16 protein-coding genes and 1 pseudogene are annotated in these 19107 nt (G+C 60.3%); 5 read left to right on the forward strand and 12 right to left on the reverse strand.

Features of this window, described 5'->3' with window-relative positions:
* From BSU04_RS22985 to BSU04_RS23000, 4 genes and pseudogenes are all read right to left on the reverse strand, one after another.
* A partial coding sequence (locus BSU04_RS22985) for a transposase (protein WP_144021322.1) occupies positions 1-271 on the reverse strand: 271 nt, incomplete at its 3' end.
* A gap of 42 nt (positions 272-313) precedes the next feature.
* Positions 314-1075, reverse strand: coding sequence for a tetratricopeptide repeat protein (locus BSU04_RS22990; protein ID WP_089162735.1), 762 nt, complete (start codon positions 1073-1075; stop codon positions 314-316).
* A 74-nt stretch (positions 1076-1149) separates the two neighbouring features.
* Positions 1150-1452 (reverse strand): annotated as a pseudogene (locus tag BSU04_RS48860) (tetratricopeptide repeat protein); the annotation flags it as partial.
* Positions 1453-1921: 469 nt separating this feature from the next.
* The gene (locus BSU04_RS23000; RefSeq protein WP_089162737.1) at positions 1922-2737 is read right to left on the reverse strand and encodes an SDR family NAD(P)-dependent oxidoreductase; all 816 of its coding nucleotides are present in this window, start codon (positions 2735-2737) and stop codon (positions 1922-1924) included.
* Between the two features lie 147 nt (positions 2738-2884).
* Here BSU04_RS23000 and BSU04_RS23005 point away from each other — a divergent pair, with 147 nt between their 5' ends.
* Positions 2885-3826, forward strand: a complete 942-nt coding sequence (locus tag BSU04_RS23005; RefSeq protein WP_089162738.1) for a GlxA family transcriptional regulator — start codon at positions 2885-2887, stop codon at positions 3824-3826.
* A 140-nt stretch (positions 3827-3966) separates the two neighbouring features.
* Here the strand turns inward: BSU04_RS23005 and BSU04_RS23010 are convergent, their stop codons facing one another.
* The 5 genes from BSU04_RS23010 to BSU04_RS23030 all read right to left on the reverse strand — a co-directional run bounded on the left by BSU04_RS23010 (position 3967) and on the right by BSU04_RS23030 (position 9807).
* Positions 3967-4233 (reverse strand): hypothetical protein, encoded by a 267-nt coding sequence (locus tag BSU04_RS23010; RefSeq protein ID WP_089162739.1) that lies wholly within the window; start codon positions 4231-4233, stop codon positions 3967-3969.
* 195 nt (positions 4234-4428) lie between these two features.
* On the reverse strand, positions 4429-5619 hold the full coding sequence (locus BSU04_RS23015) for a pyridoxal-phosphate-dependent aminotransferase family protein (protein WP_256983234.1): 1191 nt from the start codon (positions 5617-5619) through the stop codon (positions 4429-4431).
* Positions 5620-5830: 211 nt separating this feature from the next.
* Positions 5831-6844, reverse strand: a complete 1014-nt coding sequence (locus BSU04_RS23020) for an alpha/beta hydrolase fold domain-containing protein (RefSeq protein WP_089162740.1) — start codon at positions 6842-6844, stop codon at positions 5831-5833.
* A 42-nt stretch (positions 6845-6886) separates the two neighbouring features.
* Complete coding sequence (locus BSU04_RS23025) at positions 6887-8359, reverse strand: MFS transporter (RefSeq protein ID WP_179258408.1); 1473 nt, start codon at positions 8357-8359, stop codon at positions 6887-6889.
* Between the two features lie 401 nt (positions 8360-8760).
* Positions 8761-9807: an AraC family transcriptional regulator gene (locus BSU04_RS23030; protein WP_089162742.1), complete on the reverse strand. Its 1047-nt coding sequence runs from the start codon at positions 9805-9807 to the stop codon at positions 8761-8763.
* Between the two features lie 204 nt (positions 9808-10011).
* On the opposite strand from BSU04_RS23030, the gene BSU04_RS23035 reads away from it, so the two are divergent.
* Genes BSU04_RS23035 through BSU04_RS23050 form a run of 4 tightly spaced genes read left to right on the forward strand, consistent with a single transcriptional unit; the run spans position 10012 to position 14104 of the window.
* Positions 10012-10920 (forward strand): SDR family NAD(P)-dependent oxidoreductase, encoded by a 909-nt coding sequence (locus BSU04_RS23035; protein WP_089162743.1) that lies wholly within the window; start codon positions 10012-10014, stop codon positions 10918-10920.
* On the forward strand, positions 10917-12485 hold the full coding sequence (locus tag BSU04_RS23040; protein ID WP_089162744.1) for a flavin-containing monooxygenase: 1569 nt from the start codon (positions 10917-10919) through the stop codon (positions 12483-12485). The genes BSU04_RS23035 and BSU04_RS23040 overlap by 4 nt, the downstream gene beginning before the upstream one ends.
* Before the next feature lie 16 nt (positions 12486-12501).
* Positions 12502-13470, forward strand: a complete 969-nt coding sequence (locus BSU04_RS23045) for an alpha/beta fold hydrolase (protein ID WP_089162745.1) — start codon at positions 12502-12504, stop codon at positions 13468-13470.
* A gap of 13 nt (positions 13471-13483) precedes the next feature.
* Positions 13484-14104 carry a TetR/AcrR family transcriptional regulator gene (locus tag BSU04_RS23050; RefSeq protein WP_089162746.1) on the forward strand — a complete coding sequence of 207 codons (621 nt, stop codon included), beginning with the start codon at positions 13484-13486 and terminating at the stop codon, positions 14102-14104.
* A gap of 56 nt (positions 14105-14160) precedes the next feature.
* On the opposite strand, the gene BSU04_RS23055 is transcribed toward BSU04_RS23050, so the two are convergent.
* From BSU04_RS23055 to BSU04_RS23065, 3 genes are read right to left on the reverse strand one after another with little or no spacing between them, the layout of a single operon-like run.
* The gene (locus BSU04_RS23055; protein ID WP_089162747.1) at positions 14161-15813 is read right to left on the reverse strand and encodes a GMC family oxidoreductase; all 1653 of its coding nucleotides are present in this window, start codon (positions 15811-15813) and stop codon (positions 14161-14163) included.
* A gap of 60 nt (positions 15814-15873) precedes the next feature.
* A complete protein-coding gene (locus tag BSU04_RS23060; RefSeq protein ID WP_089162748.1) occupies positions 15874-17295 on the reverse strand; it encodes a coniferyl aldehyde dehydrogenase in 1422 nt (473 codons plus the stop codon).
* 50 nt (positions 17296-17345) lie between these two features.
* The gene (locus tag BSU04_RS23065; protein ID WP_089162749.1) at positions 17346-18986 is read right to left on the reverse strand and encodes a 3-(methylthio)propionyl-CoA ligase; all 1641 of its coding nucleotides are present in this window, start codon (positions 18984-18986) and stop codon (positions 17346-17348) included.
* Between the last annotated feature and the right edge of the window lie 121 nt (positions 18987-19107).

The following is a 19107-nucleotide window of genomic DNA, read 5'->3' on the forward strand; positions in this document are numbered from 1 at the left end:
AGCGAAAGGCAACCGAATCATAGGTCGCTCGTTCAAGCCTGCGGCTGGAGAACACGCCCGTGGCATAGCCATACACCAGGATCGCCAGCAGGGTGGCCGGATGATGCGCCTTCGAGCCTCGTCCCGCGTACTGACGGGTCAGGTTCGACAGATCCAGTTGATCGACCACCTCGACCACGAACCGCGCCAGGTGACCTTCGTTCAACCAGTCGTCCAGTGACGGGGGCAGCAGATAGTCGGTGTTGCGGTCGGTGACGATGAAGTGAGACATGACAAAACTCGCTTAGTTATACGAATATAATTTTCTCATATTTCATGCTGGAATGCCCGAGAAAGCCCGACAGGCTGCTAGCTCCTTCAACACGTTACCAAGATTGTGGTGCCCCTCGGCGAGATCGGGTCTGAGAGCCAGCGCTCGCTGGTAAGCCGCAACGGCATCAGGCAAACGACGCAGTGCCCACAGCACGATGCCCAGGTTGTTATGGGCTTCGGCCATATCCGGGCGGATCAGCAACGCTTGCCGGTAGGCCGCTTCGGCCTCGGGTAGCCGGTCTAGAGTCTGCAGCACGATGCCCAGGTTGTAATGAGCTTGCGCATAGTCGGGCCGGACTGCGAGCGCTTGGCGGTAAGACACCTCCGCTTCGGGAAAGCGTTCAAGGACACCCATCAAGGCGCCCAGGTTAAGGTGGGCTTCTGCGTAGTCAGGGCGGATAGCGAGCGCCATCCGGCAGGCCAGCTCGGCCTCGGGCAGGCGGCCTGATTCCTTGAGCACGTTCGACAGGTTGTTGAGCGCCTCGGCGTATTGGGGCCTGAGGATCAGTGCCTGCCGGTACGCCGCCTCGGCTTCTGGCAGTCGGGCAAGTTCCTTGAGTACGTTGCCCAGGTTGTTGTAAGCCCCTGCATCGGGAGACAGAACCAATGCCTGCCGGTAAGCACTCTCCGCTTCGTGCCAACGGCGCAGGTCATGGAGCACGATGCCCAGGTTGTAGTGGGCCTGCGCGTAATTCGCACGGATCGCAAGCGCATGCCGGTACGCCGCCTCGGCGTCATGGAGGCGTCCGAGATCGTAGAGCACCGCACCCAGATGTTGCTGGCCTCGGCGAGGTCCGGACGGATGCTCAGCAGTTGCCGATAGATAGCCAACGCCTCCGCCAAAGCGCCAAGCCCCTTAAGCAGCATGCCGAGATTGTTATAAGCATCGACGAAATCGGGCTTGGCCTCGATAGCCCGCCGCCAATACGTTTGCGCATCCTCCAGTTGGCCAAGCGCTAGCGAACAGACCGCCACTATATTCAAGGCCTCCGCCAGCGCGCTTCCCGTCAATGCCGGATGTGGTTCAAGCATCGGCTTGACCATCGACAACGCTTGCGCATAGTGTCCGGCCAGGCATAGCGAAGCAGCCGACTGATGCCAGTCCGCAATGGGAGGTGCGCTTGTTGGGACAGATGTCATGAGTTGGCTGTCGAAACTTGGGTCAGCGGATTCTGTCGGGCTGCGCTTACCTCGCTCCACATGGCATGAAATCGATGCGCCGTGGTTCGGACGTTTGGGGGAAAGGGGAAGCGCCCACCACGAAGGTTACGATAGTTGCTATCGGCTTGACGGCGGGAAATGAGCGCATTGCTGCACGCTATTCGGAGGATGGGGCGCTAAAGAGCGTTTAGACAGCTTTAATGAGCTGGCGTATTTGCGTCTGGTCCGCGGCTGGAGGGTCTTGGTAAATCGCAAATGCCGCGTTCAGCTTAGCTAAGTCATAAGCTCACAACTCGAAGCTCACAACTCGAAGCTCACAAGTCGTAAGCTTACGTACAGGCTTAAGGTTCTTCAACGCGGCCCAATGCGCTGACACGCGGTTTCCTTAAGAGCGGTGATTGCGCTTGAAGGGAACGCACCGGCATTGAGCCACTCACTATGCAAACGCTTAATGTTGCGTGACGCTCGTTACGCCATAACGCGCCGCCGGCAGCCGATGCGAAAGGTTAGGCACCAACGCCTGGCGAGCCGCCTCGAACGCGTTCCAGTCTGCCGATTCCGGCAGCGAGGGAATCGTTACAAGCTCGCCCTGGTCGAGGCCTGCGAGTGCCGCGTCCACCATGTCTTCCGACGTCATGACGATACTTTGGGGCAGATAGCTCACCGGCGTGCCCGCGATGTCCCAGAACTCCGTGCTGGTTGCGCCGGGCAAGACGGCCTGGACCCGCACGCCCTTCGCGCCAAGCTCATGGTGCAACGACTGTGTCAACGCAAGCACGTAAGCCTTGCTGCCGCCGTACACGCCATTCAGCGTCTCCGGCGACACAGCGGCAATCGATGAAATGTTCACGATCGTTCCGCCTCCACGCGCGACAAAACCCGGTACGACGGCCTTCGTCAAATGCGTAAGCGCGACCACATTAAGTGTGATCATCGCGTCCATTTTGTCGATGTCCGAATCCACGAGCGGCGCGGTCGCGCCCACGCCGGCGTTGTTCACAAGCATTGTGATGCTGGAGTCATTACGCAGGACGTCTTCAACCTTTCGCACCCCTTCAGTCGTCCCCAAATCCGCGACGACCACCTCGAAAGTGCGTCCGGTGGACGTTGTCAGCGTCGTTGCCAGCGCGTTCAGCCGGTCGCGATTGCGCGCCACCAGGATAACGTCGTAACCCCGTTCGGCGAGCCGCTCTGCGTAGACCGCGCCAATGCCGGTCGAAGCGCCCGTCACGAGGGCCGTGCCTTTGTTCGCTACATTGCTCATTTCCGTTCTCCAGTTTTTCCAAGTGTTCCGGCAGAGGCGCCGGTGTGTGAACGGAATAGTAGAAGTGTGCGATCATGTCCTCAATGACATAGATGCAACTTTTTAGGACATCAACCGGAATCCCTTTCCCGGCGCGCAGGAGGCCATGTGAAAACGATCGGAATCATTGTTTATCCGGACTTTCAGGTGCTGGGGCTCGCGGTCTCGACCGTGTTCGAGTTTGCCAACGCAACCATAGGAGAAACCGCGTACGAGGTGAAGTTGCTGTCGGAACATGGCGGCTCTGTGCGTTCCTCGCTGGGATTCGGCGTTGAGACCGCGAGTTTCAAGGGCAGCGAGTTCCACACCCTGATCGTCTCCGGCGACAACACAGGCACGCCGCAGTCGGCAGGCGTGGCTGCGTTTCTTCGCGACGCGCTGAAGGCATCGCAACGCATTGCGGCGACCTGCACAGGCGCGTTTGTGCTGGCCGAGGCGGGCTTGCTGGACGGCCGCCGCGCGACCACGCACTGGTACTTCGCGCGGGCGCTTCAGCGCGCGTATCCGCAGGTCAAGATGGAGGAGGACCGGATCTTTATCGTCGACGGTCCGATCTGGACGTCCGCCGGTGCAAGTGCCGGGATCGACCTTGCGCTCGCGCTCGTCGAGAAAGACCTGGGCACGGACACCGCGCGGCTCGTGGCGAAAAAAATGGTGGTCTATCATCGTCGAGCCGGTGGCCAGTCGCAGTACTCCGCGCTGCTCGAACTCGACGCGAAATCGGATCGGGTGCAGACCGCGCTGACCTATGCAAAGTCCAACCTGAGCGCGAAGCTGTCGGTCGAAGAGCTGGCGGAAGTCGCCCACCTCAGCCCGCGCCAGTTCAGCCGGGTCTTCACCGACGAGACCGGACAGTCGCCCGCCCGGGCCATAGAAAATCTACGCGTGGAGGCCGCCCGCCTGATGATGGAAACGGGACGGCATTCAGTCGATGTAGTCGCACGCGAGAGTGGTTTCGGGGACCGTGAACGGATGCGGCGTGCATTCCTGCGTGCTTTTGGACAGTCGCCGCAAGCCATGCGCCGGATGACGGAATCGCAGTTGGTTTGATGAAAGGCCGGCTTGCAGCGCGGATGGTTCATGTCCGGGTTGACGACGCGTTGGGGACGCGTTGGGAACGCGTTGGGAACGTTACACACGTTCGCTGAACCACCCCGGGTTGACCGTGTATTCGTGTCCTGAGCCCGGGGTTATACCGCCGGCGCCAACTGCGCAAGCACGGTCGTCATGCTCATGACCTGCTGGTCACCATCTGAAATTCCCGCGTCGTAGGCAGCCTTGGCCAATTGAGCATTGGTTAGCCTGGCAAGGCCGTTGAAACTATCGCGGACAATCGTCGCAGTCGTGGCGGAACTGGTCCGAAGCTCCCAAGTCTTGTCTTCGACAAGCCTTTGAAGCACATATTCGCGAGCAGCCGTTTTCGCAGCAAGAATGCCGCGCGCTCGTTCTTCTGTCATGGTGTTCTCCCCGAGTTCGCCCTCGTTTTATAGCAACGCGGCGCAACCCTGGCGGTTCGGAAGAACACACTTGGCTCAATTCTTTAACGGATGCCCTTTCAGGTCTCGGGCAATGATCTTCTTCGGGTCACTAATCGTATTCCAGGTAGCCCGAAGAAGACCTGCCGACTGCGTACGTGGACCTTCAGTCCACATTCAGTCCAAAGCCAGACGTGCGATAGCACGCTCCACGCCACCGCGGCCGAAGGGAACACCCTGCGCGGTCATGGCGGCTTCGACGCCCCCGAGACATCCGAGGATCATCGCGGGGTTAATGTCGCCGAGATGCCCGATGCGGAATGCGCGGCCCGCAAGTGGCCCGAGACCACCGGCAATCGCAACTTCGAAGCGCTCACGCGCGACGCTGCGGATTGCTTCCGGATCGATACCCTCGCTCACCCCGATGGTCGTCACCGACACCGAGCGCGCCGCGGGTTCCTCGCAGAAAAAGCGCAACGCGCCCGTCTCGCTCCAGCATTGCACCGCAGCATGCACCGCTTGCGCGATTCGCCGATGGCGCTCCAGCACCTCGGTCAAGCCTTCCCGAAAGATCAGCCCGAGCGACGCCTCCAGCCCGGCGATCAGGCTCTGCGGCGGCGTGCCGCAAAACTTGCGGTACGACAGCGGACTTTTCCGCCGCTCCCAGTCCCAGTAGAAACGCGGCGTGCAATTGCGGCGCGAGACCTCCATAGCCGTTGCGTCGACCGCGACGAACGCGAGTCCGGGCGGCACCATCAACGCCTTCTGACTGGCGCCGAGAACCACGTTGATGCGCATTGCATCCATGGCGAACGGCGCGGCTGCAAGCGATGCAACCACATCGACCACGAGCAACGCCGGGTGATCAGCCCGGTCGATCGCTGCCCGCATGGCGGGCAGATCGTTGGTGATGCCGCTGGCGGTGTCCGTGTGAACGATGAAGACCGCGACAATCTCGCGCTTCACATCCTCCCGCAACACGGCTTCGATATCCGCTGGATCGATTGGACGTCCCTCGACCCAGGGTGTGCGGATCACACGGCCGCCCATTGCCTCGGCCTGCACCGCCCACGATTCCGAGAAGTGGCCCGTGCCAGCCACCAGCACCGCCTGACCCGGCGCAATCAGGTTGGCGATGACCGCTTCCCAGGCACCGTGCCCGTTCGAGGCATAGAGGAAGACGTCCGACTGCTCCGTCTGCAGCACGCGCTTCAGACCCGCTTCGCAAGCGGCAATACAGCGATCCAGTCGCGGGTCAGCCAGGTCCATCGGCTGGCGGCTCATGGCGTGCAGGACTTCATCTGGTACGCGGCTAGGTCCCGGCGAATGCAGAAAGCGATGACCGGGCAAACGGGCGAAGTCGTTCATGCGAGAAGGATTCGAGATGGGTGATTGCCGCTGGAGTTTGAGCGCGCTTGAGCTTTGTCGTCAGTCAGTTTCATTGCAACCCTGGCCAATTGTTGGTCAAGAAGATTCTACAGGGCTGCGCCGGAGCATGCACTTTCCATTCGCTTGCCTGGCGTAATCAAGACTGAGTGCCTCGTCAACGATGCTTCCTGAGCCCTATGACCGGCATGCGCTAAGCCGTCGAACGCTCCAGCCAGTGCTGCAGGAACTGCGCGGTCTTGCTGCAGGCAAGCATGGCCTCAGGCGTTTGCGTGCCGGTAGGCCAGGACTGATGCACGTGAGGCATCCCCTCGTAAATATCCAGTTTCACCACACGTCCGGCAACATCCAGCGCCTGGTATAGACGCACGGAATCGCTCAGCAAGATCTCCCGCGTTCCGGCCTGGATCAGAGTGGGAGGAAATCCCTTGCCGAAGTCACCGTGAATGGGCGATGCGTACGGATGCATCAAATGGTCGGGACCCGCATACATATTCATGTTGCAGGCCAGTTTCTCCGGATCGAAGAAGTCTGCGTGAAGCAGTGTCCGGATGGTGTCGCCCTCGCAGCGCAAGTCGACAAACGGCGACCACAACGCGAGCGCAGCCGGCATCGGCTTGCCCTGGTCCCTGAGCTTGAGGGTCGACGCGACAGCAAGGCCGCCTCCCGCCGAGTCGCCAAACAGCACGGTCTGCTCAGCAGGCGTCCCGTCATTCGTCAGGGCATCGAAGACCGCGACTACTTCGTCGGTGACGGTGTCGTAGCGTCCGCGGGGCGTCAGCGTGTAATCGATCGACAGCACGGGCTCTCCCAGCAAATTCGCGATCACCGCAGGCGCAACTGCGTTAGCGCTGGCGGAACCGCCCGTGTAGCCGCCCCCGTGCGTGTAGAAAACCCTCGCACGCTCACGATGCTGCACCGCTGGAATGTATTCCATCACGGGCACACCGCCCATATTGTGATCGACGGTTCGTGTGCCCAGTCGAGCCAGCACCGGCGCGGCCAACGCCTCTGCGAACCCGTTGGAGCGAGCGTTGGCGGCGGCCCATTCGTCTGGATTGTCAGTGATCGGCTGGGTTTGCAGTCCGCCGATCTTCATGACCTCCGCGACCATGCGGCCGAACGCTTCCTTCCACTGCGCGGAAACCGTCGACGGCAGGACAAACTGCAACGGCGTGGTGTCTTTCCCGTGCTCGATCTCTGACATGTTTATTCCGTCAATTATTCAATAATACTAATTAGATTTCAATCAGACCGCACGCTGCTGTATCAGTTGCTCGAGAATCCTTGCATGCGTAGGTCGATCAAGGCGGTACAACAGCATAATCAGCACGCCCGCTATCGAGAAGAGTGCGGCCCCAGGCCCGTAGCAGAGCCCCAGCAAGCTGATCGTCTCGGGACGAAGCGCAACCTGCGCGCCCGCATTCGCCGCCGCGCCGCTGGGAAATCCGCTGAACTGCAGGACCAGCCCTGCAATCAGCGCCCCGCCACCCGTCGCGACCTTTCCTGCGAAAGCCCATCCCGCGAAATACAATCCCTCGCGCCGGGAGCCGAAGAGGTACTCGTGCTCATCGGCAGCATCGGCCAGCATCGACGAGACGGCGATAGCCGCAGCAGTCAGGCCCAGTCCGCCGATCGCAGCGTTGCAAGCAAGCACTATTACGAGGGGCATGCCTTCCATATGCAGCAACCCGGCCAGCCGCAAGCTCGCAGGAAGTGCCTGGGTCACGATCAGGATGCCGAGGCTTACCAGCAACATGCGCTTCTTGTCGAATAGATGAGCGAACACGCCGATCAGCGGCGCGCCGGCCAGCAAGCCGCAGAAATAGGCGAGCATGACGACTTTGATGCCGTCACCGGATAAGCGCCAGAAATAGGTGTTGGCGTGCAATCCGAGCGAAAGCGCCACGCCTTGCGCGACAAAGAACAGCATTGATGAACTGAACAGGACGCGAAATGACCGGTTGCGGAAAATTTCGACGAGTCCTGCCAGCAATGCGCGTAACCAACCCGGCCGATTCACGGCAATTGGATGGGCTCGACCACGCAGGACGAACGTTCCCCACATGGCAGCGAGTGCACCACCAATAGCGAGCGCTGCACAGGTCATGGCAAAGGGGGTATAGGCTGACTTCTGTGACAGCCCGTCCGCGCCCTTGAAGAAGAGTCCGAAGCCAATCAGAACCGTGGCTAGTCCGCCGATCATGCCAAGCCCCCAACGCCAAGCCGCAACGCGTGATCGTTCGGCGTAGTCGTCGGTCAGCTCGGCGCCAAGCGCGAGGAACGGCAGATTGAAGAGTGAGACCGACACACGCAACATCACGGAGAGCAGAAGCAGCGTGACGAACAAGGTGGTTGCGGGCACACCCTTGGGCAACGAGAAAATCATCACGAAGGCGATCATGGACAGCGGAAGGCCCAGCATCATGAACGGCAGGCGCCGCCCGAGCCGCGAACGCCATCCGTCGGATATCGAGCCGATCAGCGGATCCAGGATCGCATCGACGACAAGTCCCGCCGACAGCGCCACGCCCGCCGATGCGCCCGACACGCCGCATATCGCCGTTACGTAGAACAACCCGAACACGGTCATGACGTTGTTGGTCACCGCATCGACAAACGATCCCGCGCTATAGGCAATCTTGGGTAACAACGGCAGCGGCGTATGCCGCCGCGCGATTGCGTCGATCAGATGGTCCGGGGTGGTATCGGGCGTTGTCACGACTGCGCTCATTAGGGGTACCGATCAGTGGGTTGTGCTGTTGGATCATCGGAAAAGCGCGGCTGGACACGCGTGCCGGGCCCCAGGGATTTGCTTGATCACAGCGGGTGCAAACGACCTGACAACACGTGTTGAAGGACGCACTGTGTCCCGGTGAAGCGCGCCCGGATGATTGCATTGCCGCTTGAAGTTGGCCGATAATAGCCGCTAATTTGCAAACAGGAAAGTCTGTTTTATTGTGCAATGCAATGAATCCTGCCAAATTGCAGGGTGATGCCGCGCGCAATTTTCAGCGCTGCTTTGCGTTGCAGCTTGGGTCTGCCGTCTGGACGCCATGACCTTGCAGAATCGCCAGGCTCCCTTCAAAGCCGCCCTAAAACAACTAAGCATGCCCGACAGTTTTAAGTACGCGTAACCGGAACAGCACGCTGAACTGCTTTGCGATAAACATTCGGCGCCACGCCATGCCACCGCTTGAAGGCTTGGGAAAATGTCGAGGAATCGCTAAAGCCGAGGCGCAACGCAATGTCCGCCATGCTGAGTTGCCGGTCCTTTAGCAACTCCTCCGCCACTGCACGACGCGACTCCATCAAGAGCGTCCTGAACGACGTACCCTCCTCCTTAAGGCGGCGCTTCAAGGTGCGTTCACTCACATTGATGATCCTTGCCATGGCAGCCAGATCCGGCAACGAGCTACCGGGAACGCTAAGGTATTGCCGGACGATCGTCGATGTCCCGGACCGCGCTCGCCGGCGTTCAATAAGCTCCGCGCACATCTGCTCGCACATGGTCGCGGTGATCGGATTGGCCTGCGGCAGCCGCCGGTCGAGGTACGCCAGATCGAACGACAAGCTGTTCATCTTGGCCCCGTACTGAGGGGTCGCCCCGAACACACCGCGGGCCTTCCCGCGCCGCGGATTCGTCCGGTTCGGCTCCGCCCTGAACGTCAGCCGCTCGATTCTAAAATCCGGACCGGCAATTTCGGAGAGCAGGACCGCCGCTCCCGCCATGTCGCCTTCCACGAGAAATCGCGTCAGGTCGCGTCCCAGGTCCGGCTCGCCGAACGTCAGCACGCCGAGATTGCCTTCCTCGTGGTACGAGATCAACGTGAACGCGAAAGTCAGCGGAATGAAACGAAGCGCGAGCGTCAACGCATCTCTCATGGTCGCGCTGCTGATCAGGCCGAATCCCCACACGCCGTAGGCCGAGAACCGATGACGAAGTCCCAGTTCGATGCCAAGTTGATCCGGTGCGCCCGTCAGCTTCAACAGGTTGCTGATGACGCGAAGCTCCTGCGCGGCCAATAGTTCGGCGTTGGGATCGTCGAGTTGCGTAAGCGCCAGGCCGCTGCCCTCAAGCAGCCTGGCGGGAGAAAAGCCCTTCGAGCGAGCGTAGTCGACAAGTAGCCGGGTGCGTGCAGGGCCGCGTCTGAAATCCCAGAAACTCATCAGGAGATACCCTTAAAGGACAAAATTTGGCCCAAATACTAAAACAGCTGTCCCGTTGCGCCATTGGTGTATTCCCGTTGCAACCGCACTATGGATCCTAACTGGACTGGCATTCAACGCAGCCGGAGAACCTGTGCGCCCACGCGCGGCGAGCAGGATTTCGCTATTGAAAGGTTAAGGGCAGAGTTGGCAAGGGACGTGTTCATGAAAAGCTTTGAGGGGAAAGTCGCCGCGATCACCGGCGCCGGGTCGGGCATGGGTCGCACCCTGGCGGTCGAGCTCGCTCGACGAGGTTGCCACCTTGCGTTGAGTGACATCAACGAGACAGGGTTGGTCCAGACGATGAAGGAATGCATGGTCCATGGAGTGCGCGTTACATTGCAACGCCTGGATGTCTCCGATCGCGCTGCTGTTTTTTCATGGGCGAGCCAAGTCTCGGCAGATCACGGACGCATCAACCTGATCTTCAATAACGCGGGAGTGTCGCTCGCGGCGCCTGCCGAGACAGCGAAGATCGAAGACTTCGAATGGATCATGGGCATCAATTTCTGGGGTGTGGTGCATGGCACGCAGGCCTTCCTGCCGTATCTGCGAGCGTCGGGCGACGGGCATGTGATCAACACATCCAGCCTGTTCGGCATTATCGCGATGCCAACGCAGGGCGCATACAATGCCAGCAAATTCGCAGTCCGCGGCTACACCGAGGCATTGCGCATGGAACTGGAAATGGAGGGCGTGTCTGTGAGTGCTACCTGTGTTCATCCCGGCGGTGTTGCGACCAACATCGCCACCGCGTCACGGATCGACGACAACATCCAGTTGCTGACAGGGCAGGACGCGGATGCGCATCGCCGCCAGGCTAATCGCCTGATCAACGCGACCAAGGCGGACGATGCGGCGCGCCAGATTCTTGCAGGCGTGCAGCGCAATGCGCGCCGCGTGCTGATAGGCAGCGACGCCCGGCGTGTCGATTTCATCTCGCGGCTGATGGGCTCGGCTTACCAGATCTATGTACTGCGTTTTCATCGCAAGCTTCAGGAACGTCGTGCGAACAATCCGCATGCTGCCCGGCCCGCTCAGGCCGCCGCTTCCACGCCCAAGGACATTGCATGACACCGGCTACCCACTCGAGCAGTCCCTCCCTTTCATCTTCATCTTCGCCTTCAACGCGCGCCGATATTGACTATGACGTGCTCATCGTGGGCGCCGGTTTGTCCGGTGTGGCCGCGGCGCATCATCTGCGCGAGCGTTGCCCCACTGCCCGGTTCGCGATACTCGAAAGCCGGTCCACGATGGGTGGCACATGGGACCTGTTCCGCTATCCCGGCGTGCGCTCCGACTCTGACATGTTCACGCTCGGCTATAGCTTTCGCCCATGGCATAGCGACAAATCGATATCCGACGGCCAGACGATCCTCGACTACATCCGGGGCACGGCCCAAGCATCGGGCATCGACAAGACCATCAAGTTCGGTCACAAGGTGACGGGCGCGAACTGGGATTCGCAGGACGCATGCTGGACGGTGCAGGTTCAGCGTACCGAGGGCAATGTCGAAATCGAAACGCGCTACACCTGCAAGTTCCTCTACATGTGCAGCGGTTATTACGACTACGACGAAGGTCATGCGCCTCGTTGGCCAGACATGGAGAAGTTCAAAGGCCGCATAGTCCATCCGCAGCATTGGCCCGCCGGCCTGGCCTATGCGGACAAGCGCGTTGTCGTGATCGGCAGCGGCGCCACTGCGGTAACCCTGGTGCCGGCAATGGCGGACACGGCGAAACACGTGACCATGCTGCAGCGCTCGCCCACCTACATCTTTTCACTGCCTGCACGCGACAAGATCGCAAACACGCTGCGCAAATGGTTACCATCAACGCTCGCGCACCGGCTTATCCGCACCAAGAACGTGCTGCTGACGATGTACCTGTACAACCGCGCACGCCGCAAGCCGGAAGAAACCAAACGGTTACTCATCAGGGCAGCAGGCAAGCAGCTAGGCCCCGGGTTCGACGTCGACAAACACATGACGCCCCGATACAACCCGTGGGACCAGCGCCTGTGTCTCGTCCCGAACGCAGACCTGTTCAAAGCGGTGCGCGCCGGCAAGGCATCGATCGCAACGGACGAAATCGAATGCTTCACCGAGACCGGTGTGCGGCTGCGAAGCGGCCAGCATCTCGACGCCGACCTGGTGATTACCGCTACCGGACTGAAACTCAAGATGCTCGGTGGATCGGTGATCTCCGTTGACGGACGCCAGATTTCCCTCGGGGATACGGTGTCGTACAAGGGCATGATGTATAGCGATATACCGAATCTCGCGTCGTCGTTCGGCTATACGAACGCTTCGTGGACCCTGAAGGCCGAGTTGATTGCACAGTATGTCTGCCGGCTCGTGAATCACATGAAGGCAAATCACTACGATGTTTGCGTGCCGCGACTGAGGGACAACGAAATGGGTTCGCTGCCTGCCGTCGATCTCACGTCTGGCTACATTCAGAGGGCGTCGAACATCCTGCCCAAGCAGGGGCTTCACAAGCCTTGGAAGTATCATCAGAATTACCTGCTCGATCTTGCGTCGCTCAGGTTCGGTGCCTTGAGCGACGGTGTCATGCAGTTCGAACGACGCCCCATGACAACAGTCAGGCTTAAGCGCGAAGCGCAAGAGCACGCATAAAAACAAAGGTGAGTACTTGACGCTTCTTTTCCTGTCCATCGTCGCTGTTTGCGTCATCGTCATCGCGGGGCTTGTTGCTTTTTCTCTTTACGTTGCACGCCGCGTCGACCAGGCGTTGCCCCCGCAGGGCCGGTTCATCGACATTGGCGCGGACCGTATTCATTACGTTGAATACGGGAATGGCCCGCCCATTGTCTTTGTTCACGGATTGAACGGGCAGTTACGCAACTTCGCGTATCTGCACATGAATGCGCTCACGCAAACGCATAGGGTGATCCTCATTGACCGGCCGGGCTCGGGGCATTCAACGCGAGGCGCAGGATCGTCCGCCAGCATCTCCGCACAGGCGCGAACCGTAGCCATGTTCATCGACGCCATGGGGCTGGACAAGCCGGTACTGGTCGGACATTCACTGGGCGGCGCTATCGCTCTGGCGGTCGGCCTCAATCATCCGGACAGCGTCGGCCGACTGGCGTTGATCGCCCCGCTCACCCACCTGGTCGATCCCATTGACGCCTTCGCCGGACTGCTGATCCGATCTTCACTGGTTCGGCGGATCGTATCGCTCACAGTGGCCACGCCGTTCGCTATCAAGGGCAGTCGCGCGATCCTGGACATCGTGTTTGGTCCCGATCCTGTCCCCAGGGATTTCGCGCTGAAAGGGGGTGGGTTGCTTGGCTTGAGGCCACGCAGTTTCTATGCGGCGTCGTCCGACATGATGGCAGTCGCTGACGAACTTCCGGCCATGGAAAACCGGTATGCAAGTTTGCACCTGCCCGTGGACGTGCTCTACGGCCGCGAAGACAGAATATTGGATTGGCGCAGTCATGGCGAGGCGCTCAAGCAAAAGCTGCATGGCACCAATTTGCGATTGGTCGACGGCGGCCATATGCTGCCGGTAACAGCCCCATCATTGACAATGGAGTGGCTCAGAACGATTGCAGACGAACCGCTGACGACATTTACCTCGCCCGTCACCCAATAGTCGCAATGACCACATGAACCGCGAACGGCTCACCCGCGAGCAAGCCCGCGAACAAACACGCCAACGTTTGCTCGACGCTTCGCAGCTCATTTTCACGAAGAAAGGATTCGCCGCGGGAAGCGTTGAAGAGATAGTATTGGCCGCGGGTTATACGCGTGGCGCGTTCTATTCGAATTTTCGCAGCAAGCAGGCGTTGCTAATTGAACTTCTCAAACGCGATCACCTTGCCATGCAAGCCGGCTTGCACGGCATCATGCAAGGACAAGTCACGCGTGAGGATCTGGAAGACCGCGCACTGCTTTTTTACAGCCATCTATACCGCGACAATAAAAACTTCCTGCTATGGGTCGAAGCGCAACTGCTGGCATCGCGCGATACGCACTTCCGCGTTATCTTCAACGCCTTCCTGCACGAAAAGCTTGAGCAAATGACCGTGTATATCCGCGAGTTTTCAGTTCGCGCGGGTACACCGTTGCCCGCTGAAACGCTTGCGCTTGGGTTGATGGCGCTATGCAACGGCGTGCGGTTCTTCTATTCGATCAATCCACAGCACGTGACGGGGGAACTGGCCGAATCCGTGCTGGCGCACTTCTTCTCACGGGTGGTGTTCGGACGCGGCATTCCAGGTCATTGAACCGTCTGCGCCGGTGGGTCTCGCCGGCGAGTGATGAGCTGTCAAGCCTGGAATATTCACGCCCGTGCACGAGCAGGGTTACGATCGATGGTATCCACGCAACGGAGACGGGCGCGCGGTGCACCCCGGATCATGTCGACGGCCTTTTCGGCGATCATGATGGTCGGCGCATTCGTGTTCCCGCCAATCAGCGTCGGCATCACCGACGCATCGACAACACGCAGGCCGTTCAGACCTCGCACGCGTAGTTGCGAGTCCACTACCGCGTGAGTATCGTGCCCCATCCGGCAAGTGCCGACCGGGTGATAGACGGTGTCGACGCGCCGTTTCAACGCATCGCGAATCTCATCATCCGTATTCACGTGCGCGGTAAACAAGTCCTTGGTGATCCATTCAGCAAGAGCAGGCGCTTGCATCAGGCGTCGCGCGAGCTTGAATCCCTCCACCATGTCGTCGAGATCGCGGGGGTCGTTGAAGAACGCCGGATCGATGCGCGGTGCATCGCGAGAGTCCCCGCTTTGAAGCGTCACTTCTCCACGGCTTCGTGGCCGCAGCAAACACACATGGCACGATAACCCATGGCCCAGGTGCAATGTGCGTGCGTGGTTATCCGCCATCGCCACGACAAAGTGAAGCTGGACGTCGGGCGTTTCCAGGTCCGGCCTTGTCTTGAGGAAGGCGCCGCCTTCTGCGAAGTTCGACGTCAGCGCCCCACGGCGCGCACCGCGAAAGCGCAGGATCTCCCGCAACAGACGCGCGCTGCCGCGAAACGATATGCCCAGCGTGTCGAGGCTACGCGTCCGGTAGCCGAAGATAAAATCAGGATGATCCTGCAGGTTCTTGCCCACACCGGGTAAATGCTGGACGACGGGAATCCCCAACCGGCCGAGCTCCTGCGTATCACCCACGCCGGACAGCATCAGCAGTTGCGGTGTCTGCAATGCGCCCGCCGCCACGATCACCTCGCGGCGAGCGCGGATAATGCGATTCTTTCCGGCAAGCATTACTTCAACGCCGACAGCACGTGAGCCCTCGAAAATGATCCGCTGCACGTGAGCATGCGTCTCGACCGAGAGGTTCTTGCGCTTCTTCATATGTGGCAACAAATAGGCGCGTGCAGCGCTCCATCGCTCGCCATTCTTTTGCGTGACCTGATAGATCCCGACGCCTTCCTGCACGGCGCCGTTGAAGTCGTCAGTCACGGGCAGCCCAGTCTGGCGCGCGGCCTCGAGGTACCTCGCATGGAACGGATTGTCGGTACGCAAGTCGCTGACCCAAAGCGGTCCATCATGGCCATGCCATTCGTTGGTGATCCGCTCGTTATGCTCGCTACGCAGGAAGTACGGGAGCACGTCCTCGTACGACCATCCTTCATTGCCCAGCGACGCCCAATGGTCGTAGTCCGAACGATGTCCGCGCGTATAAACCATGGCGTTGATGGCGGACGATCCCCCCAGTGCCTTGCCCCGCGGCTGGTAGCCCTTGCGTCCGTCAAGGCCCGCCTGCGGCACGGTTTCGAACGCCCAGTTGTTCAGCCGTGTCGGCAACATGACGACGGCGGCGGCCGGTATGTTCACGAGCGCGCTGTTGCCGCTTCCTCCTGCTTCGAGGACGCAGACCGTGACTGCAGGATCCTCGGTCAGCCGACCTGCGACGACACAACCAGCCGAGCCTGCGCCGATCACGACGAAATCGAAAAGCTCACTCATTCTGGTCTCCTTCGATGTAGTCAGCGCTAGTCGGCATGCGTCACGCCGCTGGCGTTTTGTTCATGTAATACGCTTGATCAGTTGCAGCATCAGGTCGAAGGTCTTGCCGTATGGGGGATGGAAAAGACGGGTGCCATTCAGACGCGCCTGGTAGAAAACCGGTTTCTCTTTGCTGAAGGTACGAAAGCCCCATTCGCCGTGATAAGCGCCCATGCCGCTCGGGCCGACTCCTCCGAACGGCTGTGCTTCTTGCGCCAGGTGCCACAGACAGTCGTTGATCGTGACCCCGCCGGAGACTGTTTCGTTCAACACCCGGTCGCGATTGGCGACGCTCCGGCCGAACCAGTAAAGCGCAAGGGGGCGCTCGCCCTGGTTCACCATGGCAATGGCCTTGTCAAGCCCGTCGTATTCGATAATGGGCAGCAGCGGGCCGAAGATTTCCTCGCGCATCAGACGCGTGCTCGCGGCCGCGCCGATCACTAACGTTGGCGGGAATTTGCGCGTGCCTTCGTCGAAGCGTTCGCCGGCTGGATTGACTTCGACAATGCGTGCACCGCCATCACGCGCTTCCTCCCGTATCGCAAGCAGCCGATTGCGATGCCTCGTGCTGATGATCGCCGTGTAGTCCGGATTAGAGATCAGCGTGGGATAGAGGCGCGTAATAGCCGCCTTGAGTTGATCGGCGACGCTGTCGGCCAGACCCACCGGCACGAGAACATAGTCCGGAGCAATGCAGGTCTGTCCGGCGTTCAGGAACTTGCCGTAGGCAATGCTAGCGGCGGCGGCTGCAATGTCGCAGGAGGCGTCGAATATCGCGGGCGATTTTCCGCCGAGTTCCAGCGTCACCGGCGTAAGGTTTGCCGCGGCGGCCTGAGCGACTTGCCGGCCGACCCGGGTCGATCCGGTAAAGAACAGGTGATCGAAGGGCAGGTGTGTAAAAGCCTGACCCACGTCCACACCGCCATTCACTACGCTCAGCTCATCCGGCGCAAACGAAGCGCTAACCAGGTGATCCAGCAGTTCGGAGAAACGGGGAGTCAGTTCGGACGGTTTGAGGAGCACCCGGTTGCCAGCGGCAAGGGCCGCCAGCGCCGGCCCCAACGATAATTGAATAGGGTAGTTCCACGGCGATACGATGCCGACCACGCCAAGCGGTTGCCGCAACAGGCGGTTATAGCCAGGCCGGAAGTGCAGGCCGGTTGCGACTCGCTGCGGACTTATCCAGTGCTTCAGGTGGTTGCGTGCGTGGCGAACTCCAGCGCGCACGACAAACAACTCGGCGATCCGCGTTTCATGAGCGGACCGGCCACCGAAGTCGGCGTCGATCGCGCGTATGAAGTCGCTTTCATGATTCTCCGTCAACGCAAGCAGCCGGTTCAGCCGGTCCATGCGAACGTGCAGCGGCGGATTCGATTCCGCCGCGAACGCCCGGCGTTGCGCCTCGAAGCGTTCTTCCAGGAAAGAAGGCGAGCTGACCTGCATGGTCTGTTTCCCGTGTGTGGAATGACGCTAGCTTACTCGGTTGGTACCGATCAGGCGGGTGCCGTGTGCGAACGGTCGTGGTGCCCTTTGAACTGCTCGCGCAACTGATGCTTGACTACTTTCCCCGTAGCGCCGATCGGGAGTGCATCGACAAAAATCACATCGTCCGGAACCTGCCACTTCGCCACGCGCCCGTCGAAGAAAGCCAGCATGTCGGCAGCGCTCAGCAAAACATTCGACTTTGGAACGACCACGAGCAACGGGCGTTCGTCCCACTTCGGGTGAGGGACCGCAATACACGCAGCCATTGCCACGCCAGGGTGCGCCATGGCGACGTTCTCGATGTCGATTGAACTGATCCACTCCCCGCCCGACTTGATGACGTCCTTGGCCCGATCCGTGATCTGCAGGAAACCGTCCGCGTCGAGGGTGGCGATGTCGCCGGTGCGAAACCATCCGTCGTCGAGGTTCTCGTGGTCCTGCTTGAAATAGCGATCGACCACCCAGGGTCCGCGAACCATCAGTTCACCGGAACTCGCACCATCTTGCGGCAGGTCCAGACCGTCGTTATCCACGATACGAAGATCCACGCCGAAGACGGGACGTCCCTGCTTCAGCCGTAACGTGCGTTGTTGCTCCTTGGGCAGCGCGAGATGTTTTCGCTTGAGCGTATTGACGGTCCCCAAGGGAGAAAGCTCGGTCATGCCCCAGGCATGCGAGAGTTCTACGCCGTAATCGTCCGCGAAGGCGTCGATCATGGCGGCAGGACAAGCCGAACCACCCACGATCGTTCGCTTGAGCGTGGAGAATCGAAGCTTGTTGCTCTGCACGTGGTTCAGCAGCATTTGCCAGACAGTGGGCACGCCCGCGGCAAGATCCACGGCCTCTGACTCGATCAGTTCGTAGACCGACTTGCCATCGAGTGCCGGCCCAGGGAACACCAGCTTCGCTCCGGTCAGCGCGGCGGAATACGGCAAACCCCATGCGTTGACATGGAACATGGGTACGACCGGAAGCACCGCATTCCTCGCCGACAGATTCATTGAATCGGGCAGTGCTACAGCGTAGGCATGCAGGACCGTCGAGCGATGGCTGTACAAGACACCTTTGGGATTGCCCGTGGTACCGCTGGTGTAGCACAGGCTGGACGCTGCGTTCTCGTCGAGGGACGGCCACGAATAGACGGCATCGGAGAAGCCGTCGATCAAACTCTCGTAGCACGCAATGCCGTGCGCGGTCATGCCGTCTGTCACGCGGTCCTGATCGCATAGCGCGACCCAATGGCGAACACCGGGGCACTGCGATTGAATGGCTTGCACCAGCGGCAGGAACGTCAGGTCGAAGCAGACCACCTCGTCCTGCGCGTCGTTGATGATCCAGACCAGTTGCGCTAGCGGCAAGCGCGGATTGAGCGTGTGCAATACACGTCCCGACGCCGATACCCCGTAGTAAATTTCAAGGTGCCGGTAACCGTTCCAGGCGAGGGTCGCCACACGCTCCCCGTGACTCGTTCCAATCGCGTCGAGCCATCGCGCAAACCGTCGCGCACGGCCCGCTACACCGTTCCAGTTCGTGCGATGCAGATCGCCCTCCACCCGCCTGCTGACAATCTCACCGTCACCGTGGCAGCGATCCGCAAACTCGATGAGGGACGCTACGTTCAGGGCGTGGCCCTGCATGTTTCCCAGCATTGCATTTCCTTTGGCCGCCTTGAGTGGCAGCTCGTCCGGCTACATGGTGTCGGCGCGACGGTCATATACCAATGGTGTAACGGGACACTTGCTTTAGTAATTGGGCCAAAAACCATGCTCT

Source organism: Caballeronia sordidicola (assembly GCF_002220365.1).
GTDB classification, from domain to species: Bacteria; Pseudomonadota; Gammaproteobacteria; order Burkholderiales; family Burkholderiaceae; genus Caballeronia; species Caballeronia sordidicola_C.

Excerpts from the sequence above, each read along its gene's own strand:
- BSU04_RS23000 (WP_089162737.1), bottom strand. The coding sequence starts at position 2,737 with ATGAGCAATGTAGCGAACAAAGGCACGGCCCTCGTGACGGGCGCTTCG.
- BSU04_RS23010 (WP_089162739.1), bottom strand. The coding sequence starts at position 4,233 with ATGACAGAAGAACGAGCGCGCGGCATTCTTGCTGCGAAAACGGCTGCT.
- BSU04_RS23015 (WP_256983234.1), bottom strand. The coding sequence starts at position 5,619 with ATGAACGACTTCGCCCGTTTGCCCGGTCATCGCTTTCTGCATTCGCCG.
- BSU04_RS23020 (WP_089162740.1), bottom strand. The coding sequence starts at position 6,844 with ATGTCAGAGATCGAGCACGGGAAAGACACCACGCCGTTGCAGTTTGTC.
- BSU04_RS23030 (WP_089162742.1), bottom strand. The coding sequence starts at position 9,807 with ATGAGTTTCTGGGATTTCAGACGCGGCCCTGCACGCACCCGGCTACTT.
- BSU04_RS23035 (WP_089162743.1), top strand. The coding sequence starts at position 10,012 with ATGAAAAGCTTTGAGGGGAAAGTCGCCGCGATCACCGGCGCCGGGTCG.
- BSU04_RS23040 (WP_089162744.1), top strand. The coding sequence starts at position 10,917 with ATGACACCGGCTACCCACTCGAGCAGTCCCTCCCTTTCATCTTCATCT.
- BSU04_RS23050 (WP_089162746.1), top strand. The coding sequence starts at position 13,484 with ATGAACCGCGAACGGCTCACCCGCGAGCAAGCCCGCGAACAAACACGC.
- BSU04_RS23055 (WP_089162747.1), bottom strand. The coding sequence starts at position 15,813 with ATGAGTGAGCTTTTCGATTTCGTCGTGATCGGCGCAGGCTCGGCTGGT.
- BSU04_RS23060 (WP_089162748.1), bottom strand. The coding sequence starts at position 17,295 with ATGCAGGTCAGCTCGCCTTCTTTCCTGGAAGAACGCTTCGAGGCGCAA.
- BSU04_RS23065 (WP_089162749.1), bottom strand. The coding sequence starts at position 18,986 with ATGCTGGGAAACATGCAGGGCCACGCCCTGAACGTAGCGTCCCTCATC.